The sequence below is a fragment of the Streptomyces sp. NPDC001406 genome (assembly GCF_042895285.1).
In the GTDB taxonomy this organism is placed as follows: Bacteria; Actinomycetota; Actinomycetes; order Streptomycetales; family Streptomycetaceae; genus Streptomyces.
The window spans coordinates 107,537-133,255 of record NZ_JBIAWG010000004.1 but is presented as its reverse complement, the minus strand read 5'-3'; the positions used below and the strand labels follow the sequence as shown (position 1 = coordinate 133,255).

26 protein-coding genes, 1 pseudogene and 1 riboswitch are annotated in these 25,719 nt (G+C 71.3%); of the genes and pseudogenes, 21 read left to right on the top strand and 6 right to left on the bottom strand.

Going from position 1 to position 25,719, the window contains the following annotated elements; genetic code table 11:
- Positions 1 to 147 precede the first annotated feature (147 nt).
- The gene (locus tag ACFY1J_RS10865) at positions 148 to 1,278 is read left to right on the top strand and encodes a TauD/TfdA family dioxygenase (RefSeq protein WP_390731070.1); all 1,131 of its coding nucleotides are present in this window, start codon (positions 148 to 150) and stop codon (positions 1,276 to 1,278) included.
- A 58-nt stretch (positions 1,279 to 1,336) separates the two neighbouring features.
- Here the strand turns inward: ACFY1J_RS10865 and ACFY1J_RS10860 are convergent, their stop codons facing one another.
- The 3 genes from ACFY1J_RS10860 to ACFY1J_RS10850 are packed head-to-tail and all read right to left on the bottom strand — an operon-like array spanning position 1,337 to position 3,687.
- Positions 1,337 to 2,188 (bottom strand): GNAT family N-acetyltransferase, encoded by an 852-nt coding sequence (locus ACFY1J_RS10860; protein ID WP_390731069.1) that lies wholly within the window; start codon positions 2,186 to 2,188, stop codon positions 1,337 to 1,339.
- A 6-nt stretch (positions 2,189 to 2,194) separates the two neighbouring features.
- Positions 2,195 to 3,328: a DUF6745 domain-containing protein gene (locus ACFY1J_RS10855; protein ID WP_390731068.1), complete on the bottom strand. Its 1,134-nt coding sequence runs from the start codon at positions 3,326 to 3,328 to the stop codon at positions 2,195 to 2,197.
- A gap of 32 nt (positions 3,329 to 3,360) precedes the next feature.
- The gene (locus tag ACFY1J_RS10850; protein ID WP_390706133.1) at positions 3,361 to 3,687 is read right to left on the bottom strand and encodes a hypothetical protein; all 327 of its coding nucleotides are present in this window, start codon (positions 3,685 to 3,687) and stop codon (positions 3,361 to 3,363) included.
- A gap of 195 nt (positions 3,688 to 3,882) precedes the next feature.
- Here ACFY1J_RS10850 and ACFY1J_RS10845 point away from each other — a divergent pair, with 195 nt between their 5' ends.
- The 8 genes from ACFY1J_RS10845 (at position 3,883) to ACFY1J_RS10810 (ending at position 11,413) form a co-directional block, all read left to right on the top strand.
- Entirely contained in the window at positions 3,883 to 4,842 is a 960-nt protein-coding gene (locus ACFY1J_RS10845; RefSeq protein ID WP_390706134.1) for an STM4015 family protein, read from the top strand.
- 11 nt (positions 4,843 to 4,853) lie between these two features.
- Positions 4,854 to 5,804 (top strand): STM4015 family protein, encoded by a 951-nt coding sequence (locus ACFY1J_RS10840; RefSeq protein ID WP_390731067.1) that lies wholly within the window; start codon positions 4,854 to 4,856, stop codon positions 5,802 to 5,804.
- A complete protein-coding gene (locus tag ACFY1J_RS10835; RefSeq protein ID WP_390706136.1) occupies positions 5,785 to 6,990 on the top strand; it encodes an STM4014 family protein in 1,206 nt (401 codons plus the stop codon). Before ACFY1J_RS10840 ends, ACFY1J_RS10835 begins: the two co-directional genes overlap by 20 nt.
- A gap of 109 nt (positions 6,991 to 7,099) precedes the next feature.
- Positions 7,100 to 7,927, top strand: coding sequence for an STM4013/SEN3800 family hydrolase (locus ACFY1J_RS10830; RefSeq protein ID WP_390706137.1), 828 nt, complete (start codon positions 7,100 to 7,102; stop codon positions 7,925 to 7,927).
- A complete protein-coding gene (locus ACFY1J_RS10825) occupies positions 7,924 to 9,267 on the top strand; it encodes an STM4012 family radical SAM protein (RefSeq protein ID WP_390706138.1) in 1,344 nt (447 codons plus the stop codon). Before ACFY1J_RS10830 ends, ACFY1J_RS10825 begins: the two co-directional genes overlap by 4 nt.
- Positions 9,268 to 9,277: 10 nt before the next feature.
- On the top strand, positions 9,278 to 10,165 hold the full coding sequence (locus ACFY1J_RS10820) for an STM4011 family radical SAM protein (RefSeq protein WP_390706139.1): 888 nt from the start codon (positions 9,278 to 9,280) through the stop codon (positions 10,163 to 10,165).
- A gap of 75 nt (positions 10,166 to 10,240) precedes the next feature.
- Positions 10,241 to 10,382, top strand: a riboswitch (cobalamin riboswitch).
- A 35-nt stretch (positions 10,383 to 10,417) separates the two neighbouring features.
- The gene (locus tag ACFY1J_RS10815; RefSeq protein ID WP_031170427.1) at positions 10,418 to 10,639 is read left to right on the top strand and encodes a CbtB-domain containing protein; all 222 of its coding nucleotides are present in this window, start codon (positions 10,418 to 10,420) and stop codon (positions 10,637 to 10,639) included.
- A 21-nt stretch (positions 10,640 to 10,660) separates the two neighbouring features.
- On the top strand, positions 10,661 to 11,413 hold the full coding sequence (locus tag ACFY1J_RS10810; protein ID WP_390706140.1) for a CbtA family protein: 753 nt from the start codon (positions 10,661 to 10,663) through the stop codon (positions 11,411 to 11,413).
- Between the two features lie 104 nt (positions 11,414 to 11,517).
- On the opposite strand, the pseudogene ACFY1J_RS10805 reads toward ACFY1J_RS10810, so the two are convergent.
- A pseudogene (locus tag ACFY1J_RS10805) lies at positions 11,518 to 12,084 on the bottom strand (thioesterase family protein); the annotation flags it as partial.
- A gap of 30 nt (positions 12,085 to 12,114) precedes the next feature.
- Between ACFY1J_RS10805 and ACFY1J_RS10800 the strand changes: the two are divergent.
- From ACFY1J_RS10800 to ACFY1J_RS10770, 7 genes are all read left to right on the top strand, one after another.
- The gene (locus tag ACFY1J_RS10800) at positions 12,115 to 12,234 is read left to right on the top strand and encodes a hypothetical protein (protein ID WP_390731066.1); all 120 of its coding nucleotides are present in this window, start codon (positions 12,115 to 12,117) and stop codon (positions 12,232 to 12,234) included.
- Positions 12,235 to 12,269: 35 nt separating this feature from the next.
- Positions 12,270 to 12,623, top strand: coding sequence for a VOC family protein (locus ACFY1J_RS10795; RefSeq protein WP_390731065.1), 354 nt, complete (start codon positions 12,270 to 12,272; stop codon positions 12,621 to 12,623).
- Positions 12,624 to 12,925: 302 nt separating this feature from the next.
- Entirely contained in the window at positions 12,926 to 13,303 is a 378-nt protein-coding gene (locus ACFY1J_RS10790; protein ID WP_390731064.1) for a hypothetical protein, read from the top strand.
- A 19-nt stretch (positions 13,304 to 13,322) separates the two neighbouring features.
- Positions 13,323 to 13,898 (top strand): hypothetical protein, encoded by a 576-nt coding sequence (locus ACFY1J_RS10785; RefSeq protein WP_390731063.1) that lies wholly within the window; start codon positions 13,323 to 13,325, stop codon positions 13,896 to 13,898.
- Between the two features lie 171 nt (positions 13,899 to 14,069).
- Positions 14,070 to 16,133: a discoidin domain-containing protein gene (locus ACFY1J_RS10780; RefSeq protein WP_390731062.1), complete on the top strand. Its 2,064-nt coding sequence runs from the start codon at positions 14,070 to 14,072 to the stop codon at positions 16,131 to 16,133.
- Between the two features lie 315 nt (positions 16,134 to 16,448).
- Positions 16,449 to 18,263 carry an ABC transporter ATP-binding protein gene (locus ACFY1J_RS10775; protein WP_390706145.1) on the top strand — a complete coding sequence of 605 codons (1,815 nt, stop codon included), beginning with the start codon at positions 16,449 to 16,451 and terminating at the stop codon, positions 18,261 to 18,263.
- Positions 18,264 to 18,349: 86 nt separating this feature from the next.
- The gene (locus tag ACFY1J_RS10770; RefSeq protein ID WP_390706146.1) at positions 18,350 to 18,823 is read left to right on the top strand and encodes a carboxymuconolactone decarboxylase family protein; all 474 of its coding nucleotides are present in this window, start codon (positions 18,350 to 18,352) and stop codon (positions 18,821 to 18,823) included.
- Between the two features lie 92 nt (positions 18,824 to 18,915).
- Here the strand turns inward: ACFY1J_RS10770 and ACFY1J_RS10765 are convergent, their stop codons facing one another.
- Positions 18,916 to 19,536 (bottom strand): TetR/AcrR family transcriptional regulator, encoded by a 621-nt coding sequence (locus ACFY1J_RS10765; RefSeq protein WP_390706147.1) that lies wholly within the window; start codon positions 19,534 to 19,536, stop codon positions 18,916 to 18,918.
- A 307-nt stretch (positions 19,537 to 19,843) separates the two neighbouring features.
- Here ACFY1J_RS10765 and ACFY1J_RS10760 point away from each other — a divergent pair, with 307 nt between their 5' ends.
- Together ACFY1J_RS10760 and ACFY1J_RS10755 are read left to right on the top strand one after the other, a co-directional pair.
- Entirely contained in the window at positions 19,844 to 21,919 is a 2,076-nt protein-coding gene (locus tag ACFY1J_RS10760; RefSeq protein WP_390706148.1) for an MMPL family transporter, read from the top strand.
- 84 nt (positions 21,920 to 22,003) lie between these two features.
- On the top strand, positions 22,004 to 22,735 hold the full coding sequence (locus ACFY1J_RS10755; RefSeq protein ID WP_390706149.1) for a hypothetical protein: 732 nt from the start codon (positions 22,004 to 22,006) through the stop codon (positions 22,733 to 22,735).
- A gap of 24 nt (positions 22,736 to 22,759) precedes the next feature.
- Here the strand turns inward: ACFY1J_RS10755 and ACFY1J_RS10750 are convergent, their stop codons facing one another.
- On the bottom strand, positions 22,760 to 23,650 hold the full coding sequence (locus tag ACFY1J_RS10750) for an NAD(P)H-binding protein (protein ID WP_390731061.1): 891 nt from the start codon (positions 23,648 to 23,650) through the stop codon (positions 22,760 to 22,762).
- Between the two features lie 166 nt (positions 23,651 to 23,816).
- Between ACFY1J_RS10750 and ACFY1J_RS10745 the strand changes: the two genes are divergently transcribed.
- The 3 genes from ACFY1J_RS10745 to ACFY1J_RS10735 are packed head-to-tail and all read left to right on the top strand — an operon-like array spanning position 23,817 to position 25,708.
- Positions 23,817 to 24,743 (top strand): LysR family transcriptional regulator, encoded by a 927-nt coding sequence (locus ACFY1J_RS10745; protein ID WP_390731060.1) that lies wholly within the window; start codon positions 23,817 to 23,819, stop codon positions 24,741 to 24,743.
- Between the two features lie 31 nt (positions 24,744 to 24,774).
- Positions 24,775 to 25,263, top strand: a complete 489-nt coding sequence (locus tag ACFY1J_RS10740; RefSeq protein WP_390706152.1) for an ATP-binding protein — start codon at positions 24,775 to 24,777, stop codon at positions 25,261 to 25,263.
- Between the two features lies 1 nt (position 25,264).
- Complete coding sequence (locus ACFY1J_RS10735) at positions 25,265 to 25,708, top strand: Fur family transcriptional regulator (protein ID WP_390706153.1); 444 nt, start codon at positions 25,265 to 25,267, stop codon at positions 25,706 to 25,708.
- Positions 25,709 to 25,719: the final 11 nt, after the last annotated feature.

Here is a 25,719-nt window from a genome sequence, read left to right as displayed (position 1 = left end):
GTTAAGTTTCCCGTCCCCTCGGGTCAAGCATCGCGCGCAACCGATCCATACCATCCCTGCAACGCGAGCCCGGTCGGCACACGGGCCGCACGTCCATCGCCCACACGCCCGACGGCCGTACCGGTGCGTCAGACAGGGAGGCGGCACATGGCCCAGCCGGCACACTCGAGGATCGGCCCGGTCCAGCCCTTCACCGGCCCCGCTCTGTGGTACGGCCCCGACCTCGCGGGCCGCGAGGACTGGGTCGTACGGCTCACAGCGCACCACCGCGACGAGCAGCGCGCCGCCCTGCGTACCGCCCGTGCCCGGGGCACCACCCTGCTCAGGATGACCAGGGACGACTTCCCTCTGCCCGACCTCAGCGCCGAGCTGGAGCACGCGGCCGCGCAGCTGCGCGCCGGCCGCGGCTTCGTCCTGATCCGCGGCCTGCCGGTGGACGGGCTCGGCGACACGGACGCGAGCACCGTGCTGCGCGGTGTCGGCCAGTACCTGGGGCGGCCGGTGCCGCAGACCGCCGACGGACGCACGCTGTGCCACATCCGGGAGGCGGACCCCAGGGAGGACTCCCTCCGCCCGCCCCCGTACCGGACCCGGGCGGGGCTGCCGCTCCACACGGACGAGTCGGACCTGCTCGGCCTGCTGTGCCTGCGGCCGGCCCGCTCCGGCGGACGCACGGTCCTGGCCAGTGCGGCAGCCGTGCACAACACGATGCTCGCCGCCCGGCCCGACTTCACCCGGCGCCTCTACGACACCTACTTCTTCGCCCAGTTCGAGGAGAAGGACGTCCCGGGCGAACGGTCCTATCTGGGCGCCCCGCTCATCACCCGGCACGGCACCCGGGCCAGCATGCGATACGACCGGGAGCGCCTGGAGGCGGGAGAGGCCCTCCTCCAGGACGGGCGCAGGACGGGCCCGCCCGACGCGGACCGGGAGCTGTTCGACCTCGTGGACGCGACGGCCGCCTCCCCGGCCGTCCGGCTGGACCTGGACCTGCGGGCGGGTGACCTGCTGCTGGTGGACAACCACGTCGTCCTCCACGGCCGCACCCCCTTCGAGGACCACCCCGAGCCCGGGAGCAAACGCCACCTGCTGCGCCTGTGGCTGGCCCGGCAGGAGGCACCCCCGGCGCCCGACGGACCCGCCGAACGCCATGGCGCTCCGCACACACGCGTCGGCATCCCGCCGCGCGACGTCATTCGCCCCCGGCCGCTGCGCCCTGCGCACACTTCGCTGAGGAGGTCGGGAAGGCCGCGGCCGACACCGGGGCCACCTGCCTGACCACGGGACAGTGCGGCCGGCTGATTTTTCCGTCGGCTGCGGATGCGGTGCTCCGCGTTCACGACCGCGCGGGTTGGTCGGCGATCATCAGGGTGATGTCGGCAGGGCGGAAGCCCAGGCGCGCGTAGATACGGGCGACGGCGTCCTCCGCATACGCGAGGAAGACGGTGCGCACCCCGTGGTCGCGGGCGTGGGTGGCCAGAGCCGTCGTGACGGCCGCGGCCAAGCCCTGGCGGCGTGCGGTGGGGAGGGTGCCGATGCCGCCGATCTCGGTGGTGCCGCCTGCCGGGTGGTAGTGGCCGGCGGCGAGCGGGGTGCCGTCCGGCGCGAGGGCGGCGACGAGTTGCTTGTGCCCGGCGCGGATGCCGGGGCGGATGGTCTCGACGGTGCCGTCCGCGATCAACTTCTCGGCCTCCGCTCGCAGTTCCGTCGGCCCTGCGCAGCCCGCCGCCGTGTTCTCGGCGAAGGCCAGGCGGGGCAGGGCGAGGACTGCGGACAGGGCCGGATCGTCCGCCGTCAGCGCACGGATCGTGACGCCGGACGGCAGGGGCTGTGCGGGCAGCCGATGGTGGGGGTCGAGGGCCATCAACGGGCGCTGCGCAACGGGGAGACCGGCGGCCTCGATGCGGGCGCGGAGAGTGGGGGCCGCCTCGGCCAGCCACTCGAAGGCCTCCGGTACGCCGAGTTCGCGCTGCCGGGCGCGCACCCGGGCGATGTCGGCCGCGGTGATGCTCCCGGAGCCCTCCGCGGTGGGTTGAGCGTGGTTCGGACCGCCGTAATAGGGGGCTCCCGGGTCCTTTCGTACGAACAGGCGTAGCGGGCCGAACTCTTCGGCGTCGGCGAAGAGCAGGGGCACGGTGGCGTAGTACCGCTCGATACGGGCACACAGCGAGTCGCTCATCCGGCGCATCCCGCCTCACGTCTGCCGCAGCGGCGCATACGTCTCCGCCGCCACCCCGAACGTCCAGGCGACGCCCTCGCGAGCCGTACGGGTTGTCGGCGGGACGCGCAGCCAGTAGGTGCGCCGGGTTCCGTCCGGCTCCGGCGTGGAGTTGATGACCTCCACCATCACGACCGCCTCGTCGCCGTCCAGGTCAATCCGCCAGAGCGTGCCCGTCTCGTCCTGGTGCACGGGGCGTGCTCCGGAGTTCTCCAGGTAGCGGTCGTAGCCGTAGTACTCCAGCATCACCCGGCGCAGCTCGGCGTTCTCCTCGGCGCGGATCCGCTCCGGCGTCAGGGTACGAAGCTCCGCGAGGAAGGCGGCCGGAACGGGCATGCCGCGCCAGGCGTACAGGGCGAAGCCGTCGGGATAGGCGAGGGCCGGGCCGTCCCCACGGTCCAGGCGGCCCGCTTCGTCGCGGTGCAGGGCGGTGGGGCGTTCGCATACGACCGCCACCTTGGCGAACGGCCACCACCAGCCGGCGCTCCGGCACACTTCGCCCAGTCCGTCCAGCGGAGCCCGGTCGGTGGGGAAGGCGGCGAGCCAGGGCGCGTCGTGCTGGCCCAGTACGGCGTCCAGCAGGAGCAGCCGGATCTCCGCCTCTTCGCGGGAGCGGGCAGCCCGTGTCGCCCCATCCGGCGTTCCGGCTTCCTCGGACGCGCCGGGACCCGCAGCCCCGCCGGCGCCGCCCGGGGCTGTGCCGGTGAGCTCTTCCAGCACGCCTTGGCGGATGCGCTCCACCAGCGCCTGCGTGTTCTCCCACAGCAGACCGCCGGTGACCGCCCAGTGCGCCGACCAGCCCACCGCCCCCAACTCCGCGTGGAGTCGGCCGCGTTCGACCGCCCAGGGAGCCGTGCGCACCGCCTCCCGGACGCTGGGGCCGGTGTCCTCCATGCCGCGTATCAGAGTGATCGCCTCGCGGGGCGAGCCGGCCCACACCACGCGCTCCGGCTCCAGGAGCCCGGCCCGTCGATAGGCCAGGCGCACGCCCCGCTCGGCGCGCTCCCGGTCGGCGGGAGTTGTCTCCGCGGCACACGCGCGCCAGAGCGCGGTCTCCTCGAACACCCCGGCCCCTGTGCCGAGTTCCGCCGCGCTGTCCACGTTGCTCATCGTCTGCTCCGTCACCTTCCGCCGTACCTCGCTCAGTCCGCCACGATCCGCACGGACCCCGGCACGTACTCCCGCTGCCGGATCACCCGGTACCACCCCTTGGGCAGGGCGATCGCCGCGTGCTCCTCGTGGACCACTCGGCCGCCCTGGGGCAGGTGCAGCAGCATCGGCCCGAACGGCCCCGGCTCCCGCACCAGTTCACCCGGCCCGACGACCGCGTGCGCATGACCGGTGACCTCGCCGAGCGCCAGGACGAGCCGGCCCCGCCCGTCACGTGGCTCCCTCGGTGCCGCGGCGACATGCGACGGCACCGCCTCCGTCGCCACGGGCACGATCAGCACGTCTCCCTGCCGGTACACGGCATGCCTCCCCTCCGGCCGGGGCACCGCGCACCGGCCTCATGCCACAGACAGTAGAAGCCGCCACTGACAACGGGCCGTACCCGCCACTGACAACGGGCCGTACCAAGGCCCCCCGCACCCCGTTGTCAGTTCCTCTTGGTAGAACTGCGGCATCACGGAACGGACGACCCACTTCTCCACAGGAGCAGCCGCATGACCATCGGTTCCCACCTCGACGCGCTGTACCGGCTGCCTGCCCACACCTTCCCCGGCCCGGACGCCCGCACGGACGACCTGCCCGAGGCGGAGTCCGTCGCCTGGCGCATCACCAGCGACGTGTACGACGCGGACGAGGACTGGACGGAGGCCTTCGCCCGCTTCTGCGCCGCCGTCGACACCACCCGCGTGCGGGCCCTGATAGTCGGTGCCTGGCAGGAGGCGTACGACACCGACCCGGCCGAGGTGATCGCGGCGCTGCTGGCCGCGCGGGACCGATTCCCCGCCCTGCGGGCGCTGTTCGTGGGCGACATGGTCATGGAGGAGTGCGAGATCTCCTGGATCAACCAGACGGATGTCACCCCGCTCCTGGCCGGCTTCCCGGACCTGGAGGAGTTCGGTGTGCGCGGCGGATCAGGGCTGCGCTTCCCCGCCCTGCGCCACACCGGGCTGCGCCGGCTCACCATGGAGAGCGGCGGCCTGCCCGCCGAGGTCGTCCGGGGCGTGGGCGCCAGCGACCTGCCCGCGCTGGAGCAGCTCGACCTGTGGCTGGGCACCCCCGACTACGGCGGTGACAGCGAGGCCGGCGACCTGGAGCCGATCCTGTCCGGCGCCCGGCTGCCGCGCCTGCGCCATCTGGCGCTGCGCAACAGCGAGATGCAGGACGCCGTCGCCGCCGCGGTCGCCGCCGCACCGGTCGTCGCCCGGCTGGAGGTGCTGGACCTGTCCATGGGCGTCCTGTCGGACGAGGGCGGCGCCGCCCTGCTCGCCGGTCAGCCGCTCACCCACCTCAAGCGGCTCGACCTCCACCACCACTACCTCAGCGAGCCGCTGCTGGAGCGGATACGCCAGACCCTGGAGCTCGCGGGCGTCGATGTGGACCTCGACCGCGACGACGCCGACGAGGACCAGGACGACGACGGCACGGTGTGGCGGTATGTGGCCGTGGGCGAGTGAGCCCGAGCCCCATGAGCCACTACCCCTCGTACCTCAAGCGGTTCCACGGTCTGCCCGTACGCCTCTTCGACGTGGATGGTGACGGCCGTGGCCGGCCCCGTCCCGAACCCGCCTCGGTCGCGTGGAAGCTGAGCGCCGACCGTCAGCATGCCTTCGAACCGCTCTGGCAGCGGTTCCTCGACGAGGTCCACGCCGAGGAGGTCACCGCGCTCGTCATCGGCGCCTGGTGGCAGTCGTGGGACGAACACGGCATCGACCCCGTGCTCGACCTGCTCACGGCCGAGGCACATCGGTTCCCGCGGCTGCGCGCCCTGTTCCTCGCGGACGTCGAGTCCGAGGAGACCGAGATCTCCTGGATCCGCCAGGGTCACCTTTCCCGCGTCCTGCGCGCCTGGCCCGAACTGGAGGAGATCGGGGTACGCGGAGGCGAGGGGCTGGTGATCGAGCCCGTGCGCCACGACCGGCTGCGCACCCTGCGCATCGAGTCCGGGGGGATGCCCGCGCAGCCCGTACGCGCCCTGGCCGCCTGCACGTTCCCGGCCCTGCGCCACCTGGAGTTGTGGCTGGGCACCCCCGATTTCGGCGGCGACTGCGAGGCCGAGGACGTCACCGCGCTCCTCACCGCGCTGGGCCACTGCCCCGAACTGCGACACCTGGGGGTGAAGAACAGCGACATCCAGGACGCCGTGGCCGCCGCGGTGGCCCAGGCACCTGTCGTCGCGGGCCTCACCTCGCTCGACCTGAGCATGGGCACCCTCGGGGACGAGGGCGCGGGCGCGCTCCTTTCGGGTCAGCCCCTGACCCATCTGCGCGCTCTCGACCTGCGGTACAACTTCCTGAGCGACGAACTGGCCCAGCGCCTGCGCGAAACGCTGGAGCCGCACGGAGTCGATCTCGCACTCACTGCGGCGCCCCGCAGCTCGTACAACCCCGAGGCACGCTATGTCGCCGTCGGCGAATGACCCGGGCCCGCGCTTCGTGGTCGTGGGCAACCCCGAGAACCGCCGTGTCACCCTCTTCGGGGACGCGGTGCGCGCGGCCGGACTCGCCGCTCCGCGCATCGTCGCCTGGACCGACGTGCTGCGCGCGGGCGGAGCCGAGTCCGGGGCTGAGTTCGCGGCCGAGTTCGGGGCCGAGGAGATCGTCCGGATCGACTCGCCCGGTGAGAACGCCGAGGTCGACCGGTTGCTGCGCGGTGCCCAGGACCCCACCCGGGTCGAGGGTTCGGCACGCTGGTACGCCGGGTTCATGACCGCGCTGCGTCGGCTGCGCGGCGGCATCCGGCTCGACGACCCGGCCGACCTCCCCGTCCTCTTCGACAAGCGGCGCTGCCACGCCGTGCTCGACGCGGCCGGCGTGCCGGTGCCCGACTCGCCCACCTCGGGGCCGGAAGCCGCACCGGTGCGCGGCTGGGACGACGTACGGGCGCTGATGCGGGAACACCGCATGCCCCGGCTGTTCGTCAAACCCGCGCACGGTTCGTCCGCTTCGGGTGTGCTCGCCGTGGAGTCGGGCGGCGGCGGCCGGATCAGGGCGACCACATCCGTGGAACGCGCGCCGGACGGCCGCCTCTACAACTCCCTCAAGGTGCGCCGCTACGAACGCGAGGCGGACATCGCGGCCGTCGTCGACGCGCTCGCCCCGGACGGGCTGCATCTGGAACGCTGGCTGCCGAAGGCCTCCCAGGAGGGGCGCGCGGCCGACTTGCGGGTCGTCGTCGTGGCCGGCCGCGCCACCCACGCGGTCGTCCGCACCAGCCGCTCACCCCTGACCAATCTCCACCTCGGCGGCCGCCGGGGCGATCTCGACGCGGCCCGGCAGGCCGTCGAGGCGGCGGGCGCGCGCTGGACCGATCTGCTCGACGTGTGCGAGCGGGCCGCGGCCTGCTTCCCGCGCACGCTCTGCGTCGGCGTCGATCTGCTGCCCGCCGTGGGCTGGCGCCGAGCGGCGGTGGGCGAGGTGAACGCGTTCGGCGACCTGCTGCCGCGCCTCACCGGCCTGCCCGGCAGCGGCGCCGAGGGCCTCGACACCTACGCCACCCAGGTGGCCGCCGCGCTGCGCCGCTTCGCCCCGGACCGGCCGGCCGCCTCTTCGCACCACCAGTACAGAGAAGGAAACCCGCATGCCCTCGCCCGCCCCGACGCCTGAGCCGCTCGCACTCCGGAGCACCCCCACCGCGCCTCAAGCGCCGGGCGAGCCGGATGAGCCCCCCGCGCAGGGTGCGCCGCATCAGCCGCATGTTCCGCACGCGCCGGACATGAACGAGATCGTCGGCAGCCACGACATCCTCCTGGTCACCCTCGACACCCTCCGCCACGACGTCGCCGCCGAACTGGCCGCGGCGGGCCGCCTGCCGAACCTGGCCCGTCATCTCCCCGGCGGCCGCTGGGAGAAGCGCCACGCCCCGGGCAGCTTCACCTATGCCTCCCACCAGGCGATCTTCGCGGGCTTCCTGCCCACCCCGGCCGCCCCCGGCCCGCATCCGCGGCTGTTCGCGGCGGGCTTCGCGGGCAGCGAGACCACCGCCGCGGGCACCTTCGTCTACGACACCCCGGATCTCGTCTCCGGCCTCGCCAAGGTGGGCTATCACACCGTGTGCATCGGAGGCGTGGGCTTCTTCAACAAGCTCGGCCCCCTGGGCTCGGTGCTGCCCGGCCTGTTCCATGAGTCCCACTGGGCCCCGGAGTTCGGCGTCACCGACCCCGACTCCTTCGAGAACCAGGTGGCGTGCGCCGAACGCGTCGTACGCGAACTTCCCACGGAACAACGGCTGTTCCTCTTCGTCAACGTGTCCGCCCTGCACCAGCCGAACTGGTTCCACCTGCCCGGCGCGACCCGCGAGGCCGGGGACACCCGCGCCACGCACGCCGCCGCCCTGGAGTACGTGGACCGGCACATCGGACGGCTCTTCGCCGCCGCGAGCAGCAGACGCCGCTGCTTCGCCGTCGTCTGTTCCGACCACGGCACCGCCTACGGCGACGACGGATACACCGGCCACCGCCTCGGCCACGAGTCCGTCTGGACCGTGCCCTACGCCCACTTCTTCCTGGACCCCGCATCCCGCCCGACGGAGGCCGCCCGATGACCACCGCCGAGCAGACGACGGCGACCAGCCCCTACCAGAGCTACGTGTACGCCTACCCCCACAAGACCGCCTACCGCCGGCTCCACGACCGCCCCCTGCTGAACACCCTCTGGGCGGCCGAGCCCAAGGACACCCTCTCCCTCTACCTCCACATCCCCTTCTGCGAAGTCCGCTGCGGTTTCTGCAACCTCTTCACCCGCATCGGCGCCCCCGACGGCCTGACCGGCGCCTACCTGGACGCCCTGGAACGCCAGGCGGGGGCCGTACGCGAAGCGCTCGGAGACACGGACGAGGTCCGCTTCGCCACGGCGGCCTTCGGCGGCGGCACCCCGACCTTCCTCACCGCCACCGAGCTCGAACGGCTGTGTGGCATCGCCGAACACCGCATGGGCGCCGACCTGAGCGCCGTCCCGCTGTCGGTCGAGGCCTCCCCGGCCACCGCCACCGCCGACCGGCTCACGGTCCTCGCCGACCGCGGCACCACCCGGCTGAGCCTGGGCGTGCAGAGCTTCGTCGACTCCGAGGCCCGTGCCGCCGTACGCCCGCAGCGCCGCGCCGACGTGGAGTCGGCCCTCGCCCGCATCCGTGACACCGGCATTCCCGTCCTCAACATCGACCTCATCTACGGCATCGACGGCCAGACGGAACGGACCTGGCTGCACTCCCTCGACGCCGCCCTCGCCTGGCGTCCCGAGGAGCTCTACCTCTACCCCCTCTACGTCCGCCCCCTGACCGGCCTGGGCCGACGCGGTAGCGGCCCCGACCCCGCCTGGGACGAACAGCGGCTGCGCCTGTACCGCGTCGGCCGCGACCACCTTCTCGCGCACGGCTACACCCAGCAGTCCATGCGCATGTTCCGCCGCACCGACGCCCCGCCCCAGGGCGCCGACGACTACGCCTGCCAGACCGACGGGATGATCGGCCTCGGCTGCGGCGCCCGCTCCTACACGGCCGCTCTGCACTACTCCTTCGACTACGCCGTGGACATGCACGAGATACGCGCGATCATCGACGACTACGTGTCCCGCCCGGCCGCCGACTTCGCCCACGCCGAGTACGGCCGCCCCATCGACACCGACGAGGCCCGCCGCCGGCACCTCCTGCAGTCCCTGCTCCAGGCCGAGGGCCTGCGCCTCGACGACTACCGTGCCCGCTTCGGCACCACCCCCGCCGACCACTTCGGCCCCGAACTCGCCCGCTTCGCCGACCTGGGCTGGCTGACCGACGACCGCGCGACCCTCAGACTCACCCCCGAGGGACTCGCCCACTCCGACGCGATCGGCCCCGACCTGTTCTCGCCGGCGGTCCGGGCCGCCATGGCCGCCTACGAGAGGAAGTGACCGGCCCGCCATGGACCTCACCCTCCTCTACCGGGGCCCCCTCGCCTCCTGCGACTACGACTGCCCCTACTGCCCCTTCGCCAAGCGGCGCGACACGGGCGCCCAACTGCGCGCGGACCGCGCCTCCTTGGAGCGCTTCGCGGCCTGGGCCCGGCAGCAGACCGGCGACCGCCTGTCCCTCCTGTTCACCCCCTGGGGAGAGGGCCTGGTCCGCTCCTGGTACCGGCGCACCCTCGCCGAGCTGTCCCACCTGCCGCACATCCGGCGCGTGGCGATCCAGACCAACCTCAGCTGCCGTACCGACTGGCTCGCCGAGGCCGAGCGCGACACGCTGGCCCTGTGGTGCACCTACCACCCGGGACAGACCCCGTACGACCGCTTCCTCACCAAATGCCGCGAACTGGCCGAGCGCGGCATCCGCTTCAGCGTCGGCATCGTCGGCCTGCCCGACCATCTCGACGGGGCCCGGCGCCTGCGCGCCGACCTGCCCGAGCACGTCTACCTGTGGGTCAACGCCGCCGAGGGACACACCTACACCGACGCGGAGGCCGACCGGTGGACGGCCCTGGACCCGCTCTTCCCGTACAGCCGGCACCCGCACACCAGCGCGGGACTGCCCTGCCGCACCGGCGACTCCGTGATCTCCGTCGACGGCGAAGGCACCGTCCGCCGCTGCCACTTCGTGCCCACCCCGCTCGGCAACCTCTACGACGGCTCCTACCGCACCGCCCTGCGCCCCCGCCCCTGCCCACTCGCCGCCTGCGACTGCCACATCGGCTATGTGCACCTGGAGACGCTGCCCCTGTACGACGTCTTCGCGGGCGGGGTCCTGGAGCGCATCCCGGCCACGGTCCCCGCGACCCCGATCCTGCACCTGTCACACCTGACGGGGAGTTGATCCCACGCCCGCTCCGTCGGACCGCCCGCCGGGAGAGGAAGATCACGCCTGGTGGGTGCGGTCTTGGCCATGCTCCCGACACGCGGTACCGTCGGTTCGATATCGACGACGGCGAGACGGAAGCCGGTGGGAATCCGGCACGGTCGCGCCACTGTATGCGAAGGGCCCCTCGGGCGTTTCGTGAGTCAGACCCGTGGCCGTCGTCCAGTGCACCACCGAGATGGGACGCGAACTCCCAGAGGAGGCCCTGCCATGGCGCAGACCGTCGCCCAGCCGACAGCCACCACCCCCGTAGTTCCCGCCACGCTGCCGCTGAAGGCGATAGCACCCTGGGCGGTCTTCTTCGGCATCCTGATGCTGGTCCTGCTGTACTTCGTCGGCGCCGAGCAGGGCGCCACCTCCGTGTTCAACGGCACGGACGTCCACGAGTGGGTGCACGACGCCCGCCATCTGCTCGGTTTCCCCTGCCACTGACGCGAGGGGCGCCGCACAACCATGAACTCCACAACCGTAAGAAACCTCCTCGTGCGGGGCATGCTCGCCGGCCTGGGCGCCGGCGTGCTCGCCCTCGTCGTCGCCTACTTCCTCGGTGAGCCGAGTGTCGACAACGCGATCAGCTTCGAGGAGGCGCACTCCCACGAGCACGAGATGGAGGTCGTCTCCCGCTCCCTGCAGTCCACCGCCGGACTCGCCACCGGCGTCCTGGTCTACGGGGTCGCCTTCGGCGGCATCGCGGCGCTCGCGTTCTGCTTCGCGCTCGGCCGCGTCGGCCGGTTCAGCCCCCGGGCGACCGCGCTGCTGCTGTCCGGCTGCGCACTGCTGGCCGTGTACGTCGTGCCGTTCATCAAGTACCCCGCCAATCCGCCCTCCGTGGGCGACCCCGACACCATCGGCAAGCGCACCACCCTGTACTTCCTGATGATGGCGCTCAGCGTCCTCCTCGCGATCGCCGCCACCATCCTGGGCAAGCGGCTCGCGCCCTCGCTGGGCACTTGGTACGCGACCGTCGCCGCGGTGGCGGCCTTCGCCGTCGCCATCGGGCTCGCGTTCGCGTTCCTGCCCGTCATCAACGAGGTACCGAAGGACTTCCCGGCGACCCTGCTGTGGCGCTTCCGGCTCTCCGCGCTGGCCATCCAGACGGTGCTGTGGGTCGGATTCGGTCTCGTCTTCGGCGAGTTGGCCGAGCGACTGCTCAATCCCAAGCCCGCGACAGCCTCGTCCGCACGGACAGTTCCAGCCGCGCACTGATCCCTGCAGGACACAAGAGGGCCCTTCGGAACCATCCGGGGGCCCTCTCGCGAGGTCGTGCAGCACGGTGCTGGTGGAAGCGGATCCCGCCTGCCTGCGCCGGCTCAGCGGTCCGGCTGAGGGCGGACGGTCAGGATCTGCTGGGCGTGGCCGACGGGGCCGTCGACGTCGTGCAGGACGGTGCTGGTCAGGCCCTGGCCGGTGGGGCCGAAGGTGACGGTGGTGTCCAAGCCCGTCCAGGTGCCCCGGGGCCGGCGGTGCAGGTGGACGGTCAGATCGACGTTGGGGAACATCCACTCCGTGGGCGGCTGTCGTACGGCGATGCCATCGGCCGTGTCGACGAGAGCGAGATAGGACGCGAGCGGGCTGCTCGGCTCGTCGGCGACGAGGGCGAGCGGGGTGGAGACCCAGGCCGTGGTGCGGCCCGGCCGGGGTGGGCCGACCGGGCGGACGTCGAGGGAGGCGATGTAGCCGCCGGGCCACACGTCGGCCATCGGCCACGCGGCGAGGCTCTCCGGCGGGGCGAGCCGCTCGCCGGGGCCTCCTGCCACGGCGGTGGTGTCAAGCGCCGCGAGCAGCCAGGCGCGGGCGCGGACCACCGGGCGGTCGGCGATCCGTACGACCGCTTCGAGGAGTTCGATGGTGCGGCCGGGGCGCACGGTCTCCGACGGCTGTTCGGCGCGCCCGACTACTTCGTACGGGTGGCCGTCGCCGACCTGCCGGCGCACGAGGCGTTCCTCAGCCAACGGGTCATGACGATCCCGCGGATCAAGAACGTCACGTCGCCCTTCACGATGAAGACCGTCAAGCCGGGGTTGTAGAGCCCGCCCGGCCGCCGTCCTGGCAAGATGGCGGCATGGAACGTGTGCTTGGAATCGGTGGTTACTTCATGCGGGCCGCCGACCCGGCGGCGCTGAGCGCGTGGTACCGCGATTGCCTGGGCCTGGACGCCGACGAGAACGGCCTGTGGAGCCAGGGAGCCGGGCCGACGGTGTTCGCGCCGTTCGAGTCCGAGACCGACTACTTCGGGTCCCGCGCCCAGCAGACCATGCTCAACTTCCGGGTCCGCGACCTGGACGCGATGCTCGCGCAACTGCGCGCCGAGGGAGCGGACGTGGCCGAAGAGACGCAGGACATGGAGGGCATCGGCCGATTCGGCTGGGTCACCGACCCCGAGGGCAACCGAATCGAACTGTGGCAGCCTGCCTGACCTCGTCTTCAACAGGCGGTGAGGTACGCGTCGCTGTTCACCGACCGACTGCTGGTCACCCTGGTCCACCTGCGCACCGGTTTGCCCCACGAGGCCCTCGGCGTGATCCATCAGGACGGGTCCCTCGCGATCGCCGGGCAATCGGCGAGATCAGACGGGGCACCGAAGCCCAGGTCCATCGGCCGAAGGCCGCACACCCCGGGCCGTCACCGTGAGCCCGGGCGGCGCCCTCAGCGGCGTCCGAGGCCGGCGTGCGCGAATATCCTGGGCGGCCCGCGGTCGTCGCGAAAGCAAGGATGGCCATGACCCGCAGCACACCACCCCGCCCCCTGGACATCGAGGCGGAGTTCCCCGAGCTGGCCGACCACCGGGCTGTCTGCACCCGGCTTCACCCGCGTCCCGGAGTGCCGAAGCCCGGCGAGAGTTCCGTGGGTGGTCCCCTCCTGTGGCCCATGGATGAGTTGTGGCCGGTCTGCCGGAAGCCGCATCCGCGCAGCAGGGGCCGGCGGATCGAGGACGTTCACGAGCAGCGCCGTGTGCTCGCGCAAGCCTGGCTGCCGGGTGACGCGGGGCCCACGGACGAGGAGCGGGGCGTCCTGAGGTCACTCGGGCGCGAGCACCGCGTGCCTGGGGTCGACGACACCGATCCCATCCCCCTCCTGCCGCTGGCGCAGCTGTGAAGGACGCGACCTTCTTCAGGTGCTGTGGTGCCCGTTCGACGCGCACGGCTCACCGCCCGCACCGGACGTGCACCTGGTCTGGCGCACTGCGGCCGAGGTCGGTGAGCTCTTGGCCCGGCCGCCGCTCCCCGCGCTGGTCGGCTACGAGGGATACGTACCGGAACCCTGCACGCTCCACCCCGAACAGGTGACGGAGCACGAGTGGGCCGAACTGTTGCCCACGGACCTGCAACTGCGCATCGAGGAGTGGGAGGAGGCGCTTGGGGAGGAGGCCGACGAGGAAGAGCCGCTCTCCTACGACGGGGACTTTTCCGTCGCCCCCGGCTGGAAGGCCGGCGGCTTCGCGGCTTGGGGTGTGACCGGGCCCCGTGAGGTCGTCTGCCCGTGCGGCAGTCCCATGGAACTGCTGCTGACCATCGCCTCCGCCGAGTGGGGAGGCGTCCGCAGCAGTTGGACCCCGCTCGAAGACCGCGCGCGGGCGGGCACGTACGGCCTGAACGTACCCACCCGGGTGAGCGTCGGCAGAGGTGGCCACCTCGACGTCTTCGTCTGCTCGGCCGATCCCACCCATGGCCACGAGCCCAGCCTCCAGTAGGGAGTTGGGGGCCGCCGTTCGGCAGGTCGACCGTTCACGCCTATTGACTCCGCGTGCAACAGTGGCGATCCTCGTCGGCATATCTTGCGCGGGTCATGTCAAGTCGGGTGGGTCTGCTGGCCACGTCCCGGCTCGTCGGCCGCGCTTCCGCCGACCGAGGGACGTGGGTGTGTGACCGTGACCGGACGCCCGTACCGCAGACGCAAAGACGTCACCGTGGTCTCGCTGCTCCTCCTCGTACTGGCCGCAGTCCTTGGCCCCACCCCGAGTTCGGCGGCCGGCAACGACTGGTGGGTTCCGACCGCACGACCCACGCCGGACTCCCAGATCAATGTCACCGGCGAGCCGTTCACCGGCACCGACGCCAGGGGCGACGTACGCGGTTTCGTCGACGCCCACGACCACCTGTTCGCCAACGAGGCCTTCGGCGGGCGGCTCATCTGCGGCAAGACGTTCTCCGAGGCAGGGATCGCCGACGCGCTCAAGGACTGTCCCGAGCACTACCCCGACGGTTCCCTCGCGATCTTCGACTTCATCACCAAGGGCGGTGACGGCAGACACGACCCGGTCGGCTGGCCCACGTTCAAGGACTGGCCGGCGCACGACTCGCTGACCCACCAGCAGAACTACTACGCCTGGGTGGAACGGTCCTGGCGCGGCGGCCAACGGGTGCTCGTCAACGACCTCGTCACCAACGGTGTCATCTGCTCGGTCTACTTCTTCAAGGACCGCAGCTGCGACGAGATGACGTCGATCCGGCTGCAGGCGCGGATGACGTACGACCTGCAGGCCTACATCGACAAGATGTACGGCGGCCCGGGCAAGGGCTGGTTCAGGATCGTCACCGACAGCGCGCAGGCCCGCGACGTCATCAAGCAGGGCAAGCTGGCGGTCATCCTGGGAGTGGAGACCTCCGAACCCTTCGGCTGCAAGCAGATCCTGGACATCGCTCAGTGCAGCAAGGCGGACATCGACGCCGGCCTGGACGAGCTGTACTCGCTGGGCGTGCGCAGCATGTTCCTGTGCCACAAGTTCGACAATGCGCTGTGCGGTGTCCGCTTCGACTCCGGCAGCCTCGGAACGGCCATCAACGTCGGGCAGTTCCTGTCCACCGGCACCTTCTGGAAGACCGAGAAGTGCACCGGCCCCCAGCACGACAACCCCATCGGCTCGGCCGCGGCGCCCGGGGCCGAGGCGAAACTCCCGGCGGGCGTGAGCGTCCCCTCGTACGCCTCGGACGCGCAGTGCAATGCCCGCGGGCTCACCGACCTCGGTGAGTACGCCGTACGCGGCATGATGAAACGCAAGATGATGCTGGAGATCGACCACATGAGCGTCAAGGCCGTCGGCCGCGCGCTCGACATCTTCGAGTCGCAGGCGTACCCCGGCGTCATCTCCTCGCACAGCTGGATGGACCTGAACTGGACCGAACGGGTCTACGGCCTCGGCGGATTCATCGCCCAGTACATGCACGGCTCGGAGGGCTTCGTGGCCGAGGCGAACCGTACGAAGGCGCTGCGGGACAAGTACGACGTCGGCTACGGCTACGGCACCGACATGAACGGCGTCGGCGGCTGGCCGGGGCCCCGCGGCGCGGATGCCCCCAACAAGGTCGTGTACCCCTTCCGCAGTGTCGACGGCGGATCCGTCATCGACCGGCAGACCACCGGCCGGCGCACCTGGGACCTGAACACCGACGGAGCCGCGCACTACGGACTCGTCCCGGACTGGATCGAGGACATCCGGCTCGTCGGCGGCCAGGACGTGGTGAAGGACCTCTTCCGCGGTGCCCAGTCCTACCTCGACACCTGGGGAGCCACCGAGCGGCACCAGGCCGGGGTCGACCTGGCCAAGGGCGCCGAGACCACGGCCAGTTCGACGGAGTGGAACCCGTTCACGAGCTATGCGCCGAGCCGGGCCGTGGACGGATCCCGGGACACCCGCTGGGCCAGTGACTGGAGCAACGACCAGTGGCTGCGTATCGACCTGGGCTCCACCAACCGGGTCGGTCGCGTCACGCTCGACTGGGAGCGCGCGTACGGGAAGTCGTACCGTATCGAGCTCTCCACCGACGGCGCGCACTGGCAGACCGCCTGGTCCACCACCTCCGGCGACGGCGGCCTGGACACCGCGCTGTTCACCGGCACACCCGCCCGCTACGTCCGCGTCCAGGGCGTGGAACGCGGGACCGGCTGGGGCTACTCGCTCCACGAGGTCGGCGTCTACAGCTCCTGACCGCGGCGTGCCCGGTCTGTCCGCCCACCGCGGGCAGGCAGGCCGGGCACGCCTGTGACGGACCGTGTCCGATCTGCGTGGAAAACGCTTGGACTGTGCGGGCCCCGTTGCGGGACACTGCGATTCCTGGCCCGCCCCGTACTGATACTTCGGCGTTTCCACGAATTTGCGTGGGGGCGCCCTCGTCGTGCCCGCAAGCCGGAGGACGCCCGACCGAGGGCACTTCCCGAACCACCGCTCCGCACGGCTGCCGAGGCAAGGCAGCTCACGGAACCAGCACGTGGCAGGCCGCCCTACGACACCTACAGGGTTGGGATGGGATCGCCCGAATCACGTGAGGCTCCGCCGCGCAAGGGCTCGGTGCTGCTCGCACTGCGTTACTACGGAAGGGAGTTGGCCCGGCTCCGGCGATGGACGGTGCCCGCCATGCTGCTGCCGGCGCTGGGGAACATCGGCATCAACTACCTGGCGCCACTGGTCGTTGCCAAGCTCGTCGGACGCATCGCCGACGACAATGACATCGCGATGGGCTCGACACTGACCTACGTCCTCGTCTTCGCCGGAGTGCTGCTGCTCTCGGAGACGCTGTGGCGCATCGGCCTGCACTGCCTCAACCGCTGTGACGCGCTGGGCATCGAGCACATGTACGTCATCGGTATGGACGAGCTGTTCGCCAAGGATGCCGCGTTCTTCCACGACAACTTCGCAGGCTCGCTGACCAAGCGGGTCCTGAGCTTCGCCTCCCGCTTCGAGGAGTTCGTCGACACGCTGACGTTCCAGATCGTGGGCAGCCTCGTGCCACTGCTGTTCGGATCGGTGGTGCTGTGGCGTTACGAGCCGATGCTGGTCGTCGGCCTCCTGGTGATGATTGCGCTGACGGCGGTGTGCGTCGTGCCCCTGATCCGCCGCCGCCAGGCGCTCGTCGACCAGCGCGAGGCGGCGATCGCCCGGGTGTCGGGCCATGTCGCCGACAGCCTGATGAACATGGACACGGTCCGGGCCTTCGCCGCGGAAGAACGCGAGGCCGCCGAACACCGCTCCCGTGTCGCCGAGTCGAGGCGGCTCACACTGCGGTCATGGGACTACGGCAACCTGCGCATCGACACGCTGGTCGCACCGATGTCCGTGCTGACCAATGCGCTGGGTCTGCTGCTCGCGATCGCGTTCGGCGGAGGCAGCCACGGCGTGGAGGCGGTCGTCGTCGCCTTCACGTACTACACCAACGCGACACGCATCATGTTCGAGTTCAACCAGATCTACCGCCGACTGGAGAGCTCGATGACGGAGGCCGCGCAGTTCACCGAACTGCTGCTGGTGCCGCCGACCGTGCTCGACTCGGCGACGCCGGAGCCGCTGCTGCGCGAGGCCGCCGACGTCCGCTTCGAGAAGGTGACCTTCGCCCATGGCGGCGCGCAGCCCCTCTTCGAAGGACTCGACCTGGACGTGCCGAGCGGGGCGAAGATCGGACTCGTCGGCCGGTCCGGTGGGGGCAAGACCACGCTCACCCGGCTGTTGCTGCGGATGACCGACATCGACGGCGGCCGCATCCTGATCGGCGGACAGGACATCGGCAGACTGCGCCAGGCCGACCTGCGCAGCCTGATCGCGTATGTGCCGCAGGACCCGGCGATGTTCCACCGGACCCTGCGGGACAACATCGCGTTCGCCCGGCCGAACGCCACCGACGCCGAGATCCGGCGCGCGGCGGAGGCGGCGCACGTCACGGAGTTCGCCGATGCGCTGCCCGACGGCTTCGAGACCATGGTGGGGGAGCGCGGCGTCAAGCTGTCCGGCGGGCAGCGCCAACGGGTCGCCCTTGCCAGGGCGATTCTGCGGGACGCGCCGATCCTGCTGCTCGACGAGGCGACCAGCGCCCTGGACTCCGAGAGCGAGATCCTGATCCAGGAGGCGCTGTGGCGGCTCATGGACGGGCGGACGGCGCTCGTGGTGGCACACCGCCTGAGCACGGTCGCCACCATGGACCGGCTGATCGTCCTGGACCGCGGACGGATCGTCGAGCAGGGCACACACCAGGAACTGCTCGCGACGGACGGCACCTACGCGAAGCTGTGGCAGCACCAGTCGGGGGGCTTCCTCGATGACAGTCCGGCACGGGCCGACCTGCACTGAACACACGTCACAGACGCTTCTGTCACATCGTGCCGAGCAGATCCGTCAAGGAGGTGTACCCACCGGCAACGGCATAGGAGATCACGATGGACGCTCGCCTGAATGTGTTCGGCAACCCGGTCGCGGCCAAGGTCTTGAGGCACATCAATTCGGCCGGAAAGGTGGTCAGCGACTCGACGTTGCCGGCCGCGACCCAGGAACTGGTGAAGATCCGCGCCAGCCAGATCAACGGCTGCGGCTTCTGCACCGACATGCACACCAAGGACGCCGCCCACGCCGGGGAAACCTCGACGCGCCTCAACCTGATCGCCGCCTGGCGCGAGGCGAAGGTGTTCACCGAGGCAGAGCGTGCTGCCCTGGAGCTGACGGAGCAGGGCACCCGCATCGCGGACGCGGCCGGTGGCGTCACGGCCGAGGCCTGGGCCAACGCCGCCAAGCACTACGACGAGGACCAGCTCGCCGCCCTGGTGTCCCTCATCGCCGTCATCAACACCTACAACCGTGTGAACGTCATCGTCCAGCAGCCGGCCGGCGACTACCAGCCCGGCCAGTTCGGATGACTCGGACAAGGCCAGTTCGGACAACTGGACAACTCGGATAACGAGGCGTACCCGCCCCGGGCCGCTCCCACCGGCCCGGGGCGCCCTTTGACCTACGGGGCGGGGGTGCCCAGTTCGCGCAGGATGTCGAAGGCGCGCAGCAGTGGTGCCGGGCCCGAGTCCTCGATGCCCGACGCGCGGCGCGCACGGCGGGTCCGCAGTACCGCCCGCACCGCCGACAGGGCCCCGCACGCGATCACGGCTGCCCTGAGGTCGGCGTCGGGCGTGTCCGGCGGCAGGCGGCGCAGCACCAGAGCGGTCAGGCGTTCCTCGAAGTCCGAGAAGGCCTGTACGAGCCGTGTCGTGACGACGTTCTCGATGTCCTCCAGCGGGTGGCTGAGGGCGGTCAGCGTGGACGCGGCGAACGGCTTCGCGGCCGCCAGCAGGGCGTTGCACACCGCGTCCAGCGGATCCTCGTCGGCGGGCCGCTCGGCCAACGCGTTCTCGACGTAGGCGAACAGTTCGACGCCGTCCGGCAGCAGCAGCGCTTCCTTGCTGTCGAAGTAGCGGAAGAACGTCCGCACGGAGACGTTCGCGTACGCGGCGATGTCCGCGACGGTGGTGCCTTCGAAGCCGCGCTCCTTGAACAGGCGTGCACCGCCTTCGAGCAGCAGGCGCCGCGTCTCCTCCTTCTTGCGTTCGCGCAGTCCCGCGGGGGCGTTCTCACTCGGCATGTCAGGAAGCCTCCGACATGGTGTCCCGGCTGTCAATTGACACTCGTGTCATGAACGGTCCGGTGGAGTGCGCACGGAGTCGACGACGTAGAAGTGTCCACGATGCCAATTGTCATGCGTGCCACTTTGTCTCTAGAGTTCGTGTCACTCGTGACACTTTCATTGGGAGACCACCGTGGCCCGACCCCAACAACCGTCCCTGGCGGCTGAACCGGACGCCGACCGGCACCGGCAGAGCACCGCGGTTCCCGCTGCCCGATCCGGGCTCGGTCGTCTCGGGGCTCTCTGTGCCCGGCGCCCGGCAACGGTGATCGCCCTCTGGCTGCTCGTCCTGGCCGCCGCCCTCGCCGGACGCCATATCGCCTCGCCCACCTTCAGCGACCAGGTCAGCCTGCCCGGCACCGCCTCCCACACCGGCGCCGACCTGCTCGCCACCTCGATGCCCGGAGCCGGCCGGCCCAACGGCAAAGTGGTCTTCCACACCGACTCCGGCACCGTGGCCGAGCAGCGGTCCGCACTGGACCGGACGCTGGCAGACCTGCGCGACCTCCCGCACGTCACCTCGGTCTCCGCACCGGTGACCAGCAGCGACGGACGCACCGCCTACACCACGGTCTCCTTCGACCAGCAGCTCAAGGACCTCGGCCACGCCTACACCGCCCAACTGGACACCGCCACCGAGCCGGCCCGTGCGGCGGGGCTCGGTGTCGCGTACGGCGGTGACCTCGAACAGGTCGTCCGAACCCCCGCCAACGACAAGCTGAGCGAGATCGTCGGCATGGTCACTGCTCTCGCGATCCTGCTGCTCGCCTTCGGCAGCGTCCTCGCCGCGCTGTTGCCCCTGGTGACCGCGCTGATCAGCGTCGGTGTGGGACTGGGCGTCGTCGGCATCGTCGCCGCCACCATGTCCTTCGCGACGTCGGCGACCACACTGGCCACCATGATCGGGCTGGGCGTGGGCATCGACTACGCCCTGTTCCTGACCACCCGCTTCCGACAGGACCTCATCGACGGCCACGGCCCGGTCGAGGCCGCCGCCCGCACCGCACGCAGCAGCGGACGAGCCGTCCTCGTGGCGGCCGTGACCGTCGCCGTCGCGATGCTCAGCCTCTACGCGTGCGGGCTGAGCTTCATCGGCAAGCTCGGCCTGGCGGCCACCGTCGCCGTGCTCGTCACCGCTGCCGCCGCCCTCACCCTGGTGCCGGCGGCACTGGGCCTGGTCGGCCGGCACATCGACCGGGTGCGCCTGCGCCGCCGCCCGGTCGCCGAGAGCGCGGGCGAACGCGACGGCTGGCACCGCTACGCGGAACTGGTCGCCCGGCGGCCCTGGACGTTCCTGGCCGTCGGCCTCGCCGTGCTCACCGTCTGCGCGGCACCGCTGGTGTCGATGCGCCTCGGACACGTGGACGCCGGCGCGGACCGGCCGGGCAGCAGCACCCGTACCGCGTACGACTGGATCGCGCACGCGCCCGGTCGGGGCTTCGGGCCGGGTGCGAACGGCCAGGTCGTCACCGTCGTCGACCTCCGCCACGCGGGTACGTCGGCCGACCGCGTCGCCGACGACGTCACACGGGCCCTGAAGGACACGCGGAAAGTGGCGTCGTTCACCTCCGTCCAGCCGAGCAGCGACGGCAGGATCCTCGTCACCACCCTGACACCGACCACGGGTCCGCAGGACGCCGCCACCGGCGCCCTGCTCGACACCCTGTCCGGACAGACACTGCCGAAAGCCCTCGACGGTACCGGCGCCCAGGCCTATCTGACCGGCACCGTGGCGGGCCAGGCCGACTTCCGCGGCACCGTCGGCGAACGGCTGCCGATCGTCATCGGCATCGTCCTGGTCCTCGCCTTCCTGCTGCTCATGGCGGTCTTCCGCAGCGTGGTGATCCCGCTCAAGGCCGTCGTCCTGAACCTGTTCACGACCGCCGCGTCCTACGGCGTCCTGGTCGCCGTCTTCCAGTGGGGCTGGGGCGACCGTCTCCTGGGCCTGTCCGAGCCGGTGCCCATCGAGTCGTACGTCCCGATGATGATGTTCGCCATCGTCTTCGGGCTCTCCATGGACTACGAGATCTTCCTGCTCTCCCGGATCGCCGAGACCTGGCAGCGCACGCAGGACAACCGGCTCGCGGTCGGCGAGGGGCTGTCCGCCACAGCGCGTGTGATCTCCAGCGCGGCCTTCATCATGACGGCGGTGTTCCTGTCCTTCACCACCTCGCCGACCGTGGTGGTGAAGATGCTCGCCCTGGGGCTGGCGATCAGCGTCATCCTCGATGCGACCGTGGTCCGCCTGATCCTGGTGCCGTCCGCCATGTTCCTGATGGGGCGGGCCAATTGGTGGATGCCGCGCCGCCTCGACCGCGTCCTCCCGCACCTGCAAGCCTGACCTTGCGGAACCGCCGCCGCGGCACTGCCCGCCATACGCCCCGACCCGTCCCGTCCTGCCCCGACCGATCCGGAGTACGTGACCTTGAACCGTCGTAGGAAGACCATCACCGCTGTCGCGGGCGCCGTGGCCGTGGCCGTAGCCGTCTGCGCCACAAATCTGGTCGTCGAGCACCGGGCCGAGCAACGGGTCGCCGAGGTGGCGTCGTGCCGTCTGAAGGCCCGAGGGCCGGTGCACGCCGACCTCACCACCCCGCTCGCCGGGCTTCGCACTCTCGGCGGTGACGTCGGTGACATCGACGTCCGCGCCGAAGGGGTCCGGCGCCGGGACGTGGTGATGGACGTCGCCGTCTCCTTGAAGGACGTCACCACGGACGGCGCCAGCGACGGCGGCACCGCCAACGCCACCATCGCCTACGACCAACTCGGCCGCCAGATGGGCTCGTTGGGCGACGGACTGACACCGGGCGGCCGGGACGGCGACCTCACGCTCAGTGGCAGCGTCGGCAGCCTGGGCCTGCCCGTCACCGTCGTGGCGAAGCTGTCGACCCGGACGAACGCGGTCACCATCACCCCGACGACCGTGACGGTCCTCGGGCGCAGCGTCCCGGTCGACGATCTGACCGCCCTGCCGGCCGCCGCCCACCTGAAGGACGAGCTGAAGCCACGCACCGTCGCCGTCACCGGACTGCCCCGGGGTGTCGCCCTGACATCGGCGCACGCCGGGGACGACGGCCTGGTCCTGGACTTCTCGATAGCGCGCCAGGCTGCTCCGCACACGGCCAACCGCTCCGGGAGCGGCTGCGCGGCGGCGTGACCCGCCCGCCTGGGCGCCGGACCTCTAGCCCAGGACGGCAGGCCTGAGCACGTCCTCGCACCACTGGCGGAAACCGGTGGGCGCGTCCTCGGGAGTGCTCGGCTGGACGGCACCGTAGAAGCCCTGGTCGTTCAGGGCCTCGGTCATGTCGGCCAGGCCCTGGGCCCAGGCCTCGCTCGCCCCGAAGCGCAGCGCCGTCGCCCGGTAGTCCGCGGTGCTGGTCGGCCGGAGGCGCACCGGGCGGTCCAGCACCTCGGAGACGACACGGGCCATGTCCTCGGGCGACAGGTCGTCGGGTCCGACCAGGGGGACGTCGCCCTGCCCGGTCCAGGACCCGTCCAGCAGCAGCCGGGCCGCGGTGGCGGCTACGTCGCGGGCGGCGCAGGTCCGCAGAACGCGGTCCTTCGCCAGGGCCAGGAAGAGGACACCGGCATCGCGGATCGACTCGGCCTGGCCCAGCAGGTTCTCCATCAGGAACGGCGGGCACAGCGCCCGGTAGTGCACACCCGTGGCGGCGATCGCCTCGTCCATGGCGAGCGACGCCGATATCTGCCCGGCGTTCTTCGCCACGCCGCGGCCCAGGGTCGAGACACTGACGACCCGCTCGACGCCGTGCCGCCCCATCACCTCGCGCAGTGGCTCGGTGAAGTGCCGGAAGTGGCCCTCGACGCTGTCGGCCGACGGTGCCGGCGGAACCAGCCAGAACAGTCGGTCCGCGTCCGCGCAGGCCGCCTTCAGTACGGCGGGGTCGGCATGCGATCCCTGTACGACCTCGACGCGTCCGCGCACCCGAGCGGCCAGACGGGCGGCGTCGCGTGCGATCACCCGGATCTGCGCCGTGCCGCTCGGGGCGTCGAGGAGGCGGTCGAGGACCTGCCGTCCGATCTGTCCGGTGGGGGTGGTGACGACGATCACGAACAACTCCAAGAGGGATTCGGGGGGTTCAAGGGATTCAGACACATGCGCGCTTGATGCCGTCGAGCCTGCTGCGCTCCGCGCACGAAGTGAAGGATCGATCGGCTTCCGCTTGTTACCCTCACGGCAATACCGAGCGGAGCGAACAGGAACAGAGGGGGAGTGCATGGAATCCCGCCCACTGCGCTATTTCGTCGCCGTCGCCGAGGAACTCAACTTCACCCGCGCCGCCGAGCGGCTCGGCATCTCCCCGCCGCCCCTCTCCCGCGCGATCCGTCAGCTGGAGAAGGAACTGGGCATCGCCCTGTTCGAGCGGACCACGCACAGCGTGACGCTGACTCCGGCCGGAACGGTGCTCCTCGCCGAGTCGAGGATCGCCCTCGACGCCCTTCAGGCCGCCGGGCGGCGAGCCCAGCGCGCGGCCGCCCCGGAGCCGAAGCTCGTGCTGGCCGTCAAGGCCGACGGCGACGCGGGACTGCTGGAGCCGATGCTGGCGCGCTACGCGTCGGAGCTGCAGGCCGTGCCGGTCGCCGTCCGGCTGTGCGGCTGGCACGAACAGCCGCGACTGCTGCGCCTGGGGGAAGCCGACGCGGCCCTGGTCCACGAGCCCTTCGACCGCACCGGCCTCGACGCCGAGACCCTCACGGCCGAACCGCGCGTCGCGGCCTTCGCCGCCACCGACCCGCTTGCCGCCCGGGACCGTCTGACACTCGCCGACCTCGGCCTGCGTCCCGGTGATCTGCACCGGTACCTCGACGAGATCCGCAGCGAGAGCCGTGACCTCGCCCAGCTGCTCACGCTCGTGGGACTGGGCAAAGGATCCACGCCCCTGCTGCCGGCCTCCGTCGCCGCGCGCTATCCGCGTCCGGGCGTCGTCTACCGGCCCGTACCCGACGCGCCGCCCGCGGTCCTGGCCATCGCCTGGCCCCAGCAGTCCCGCTCGACGGCGACGGCGGCACTCGTCCGGGTCGCCATGGCTGTGGCCGACGCGGGGCGGGCAGGCGGCTGGCCGGGAGATCGTTTGAATGAGTCAGGAAGAATGATGTCATCCAAACACTTGACCGACTCCAGAAAAGAGATACGTTCTAAGTAGTGCTTATGTCCGTTTCTCGAAGGCGCCCCCCATGTACCGCGCAGTTTCCCCCGACCCCCTGGCGGCGGGGGTGGAATCGTTCGTGGCCGGACCCTGGGCGCTGCCCTGGTCTTCGACGGCTTGCGCCCGGGCGCGGTCGGCCATACGTGAGGTGCTCCCTCGATGGGGCCTCGCCGGACTTGTCCCCACCACCGAGCTGCTGGTCAGCGAGCTGGTGTGCAATGCGCTGCGGCACGCCGTCGGCCCGCTGAGCCTCACGCTCGAGCGCGTGTCAGCGGTGCGCTGCGTGGTCACCGACGGTTCTTCGACGCTTCCCCGCCCGACCGACGCCGACGTCGAGGACGAGAGCGGCCGCGGACTGGCGCTCGTGGACACGTTGGCCGCACGCTGGGGCTGCGAGCCGGGGCCGGTGGGCAAGAGCGTGTGGTTCGAGCTCTCCGCGGACGCGGACCCACCTCGGGTGGGCGGAAGTGACGCCCTGGACTGCCCGCAGGCGGCTGGGGCCGGAAGGGCGGGCTGACATGACGGCCGCGGCGGAGACCGAGGAGCCGATGGCACTGGCCGCGGCACGACTCAGGTCGGCAGGGATGCGGGTGACCGCTCCGCGGATGGCGATGCTCATGGCCGTCGACGAGTCGTCCGGCCACCTCGACGCCGACACCCTGCGCGAGCGCGCCCAGCGGGTCACGGGCCGGCTGTCCCTGCAAGCCACGTACAACGTGCTGCGCGCCCTCACGGACGCCGGTCTGGTCCGCTGCACTCAGATCGCCGGTCACCCCGCGCGTTACGAGACCGAACGCCACGACAATCACCACCACTTCGTGTGCCGCCACTGTGGCCACATCCGCGACGTGGAGTGCGCCAAAGGCGCGGCCCCTTGCATGGACCCGCAACTGCCGGAGGAGTACGACACACAAGAGGCCGCGGTGACGTTCTGGGGCCTGTGCCCCGGCTGCCGGGACTAGACACCCGCATC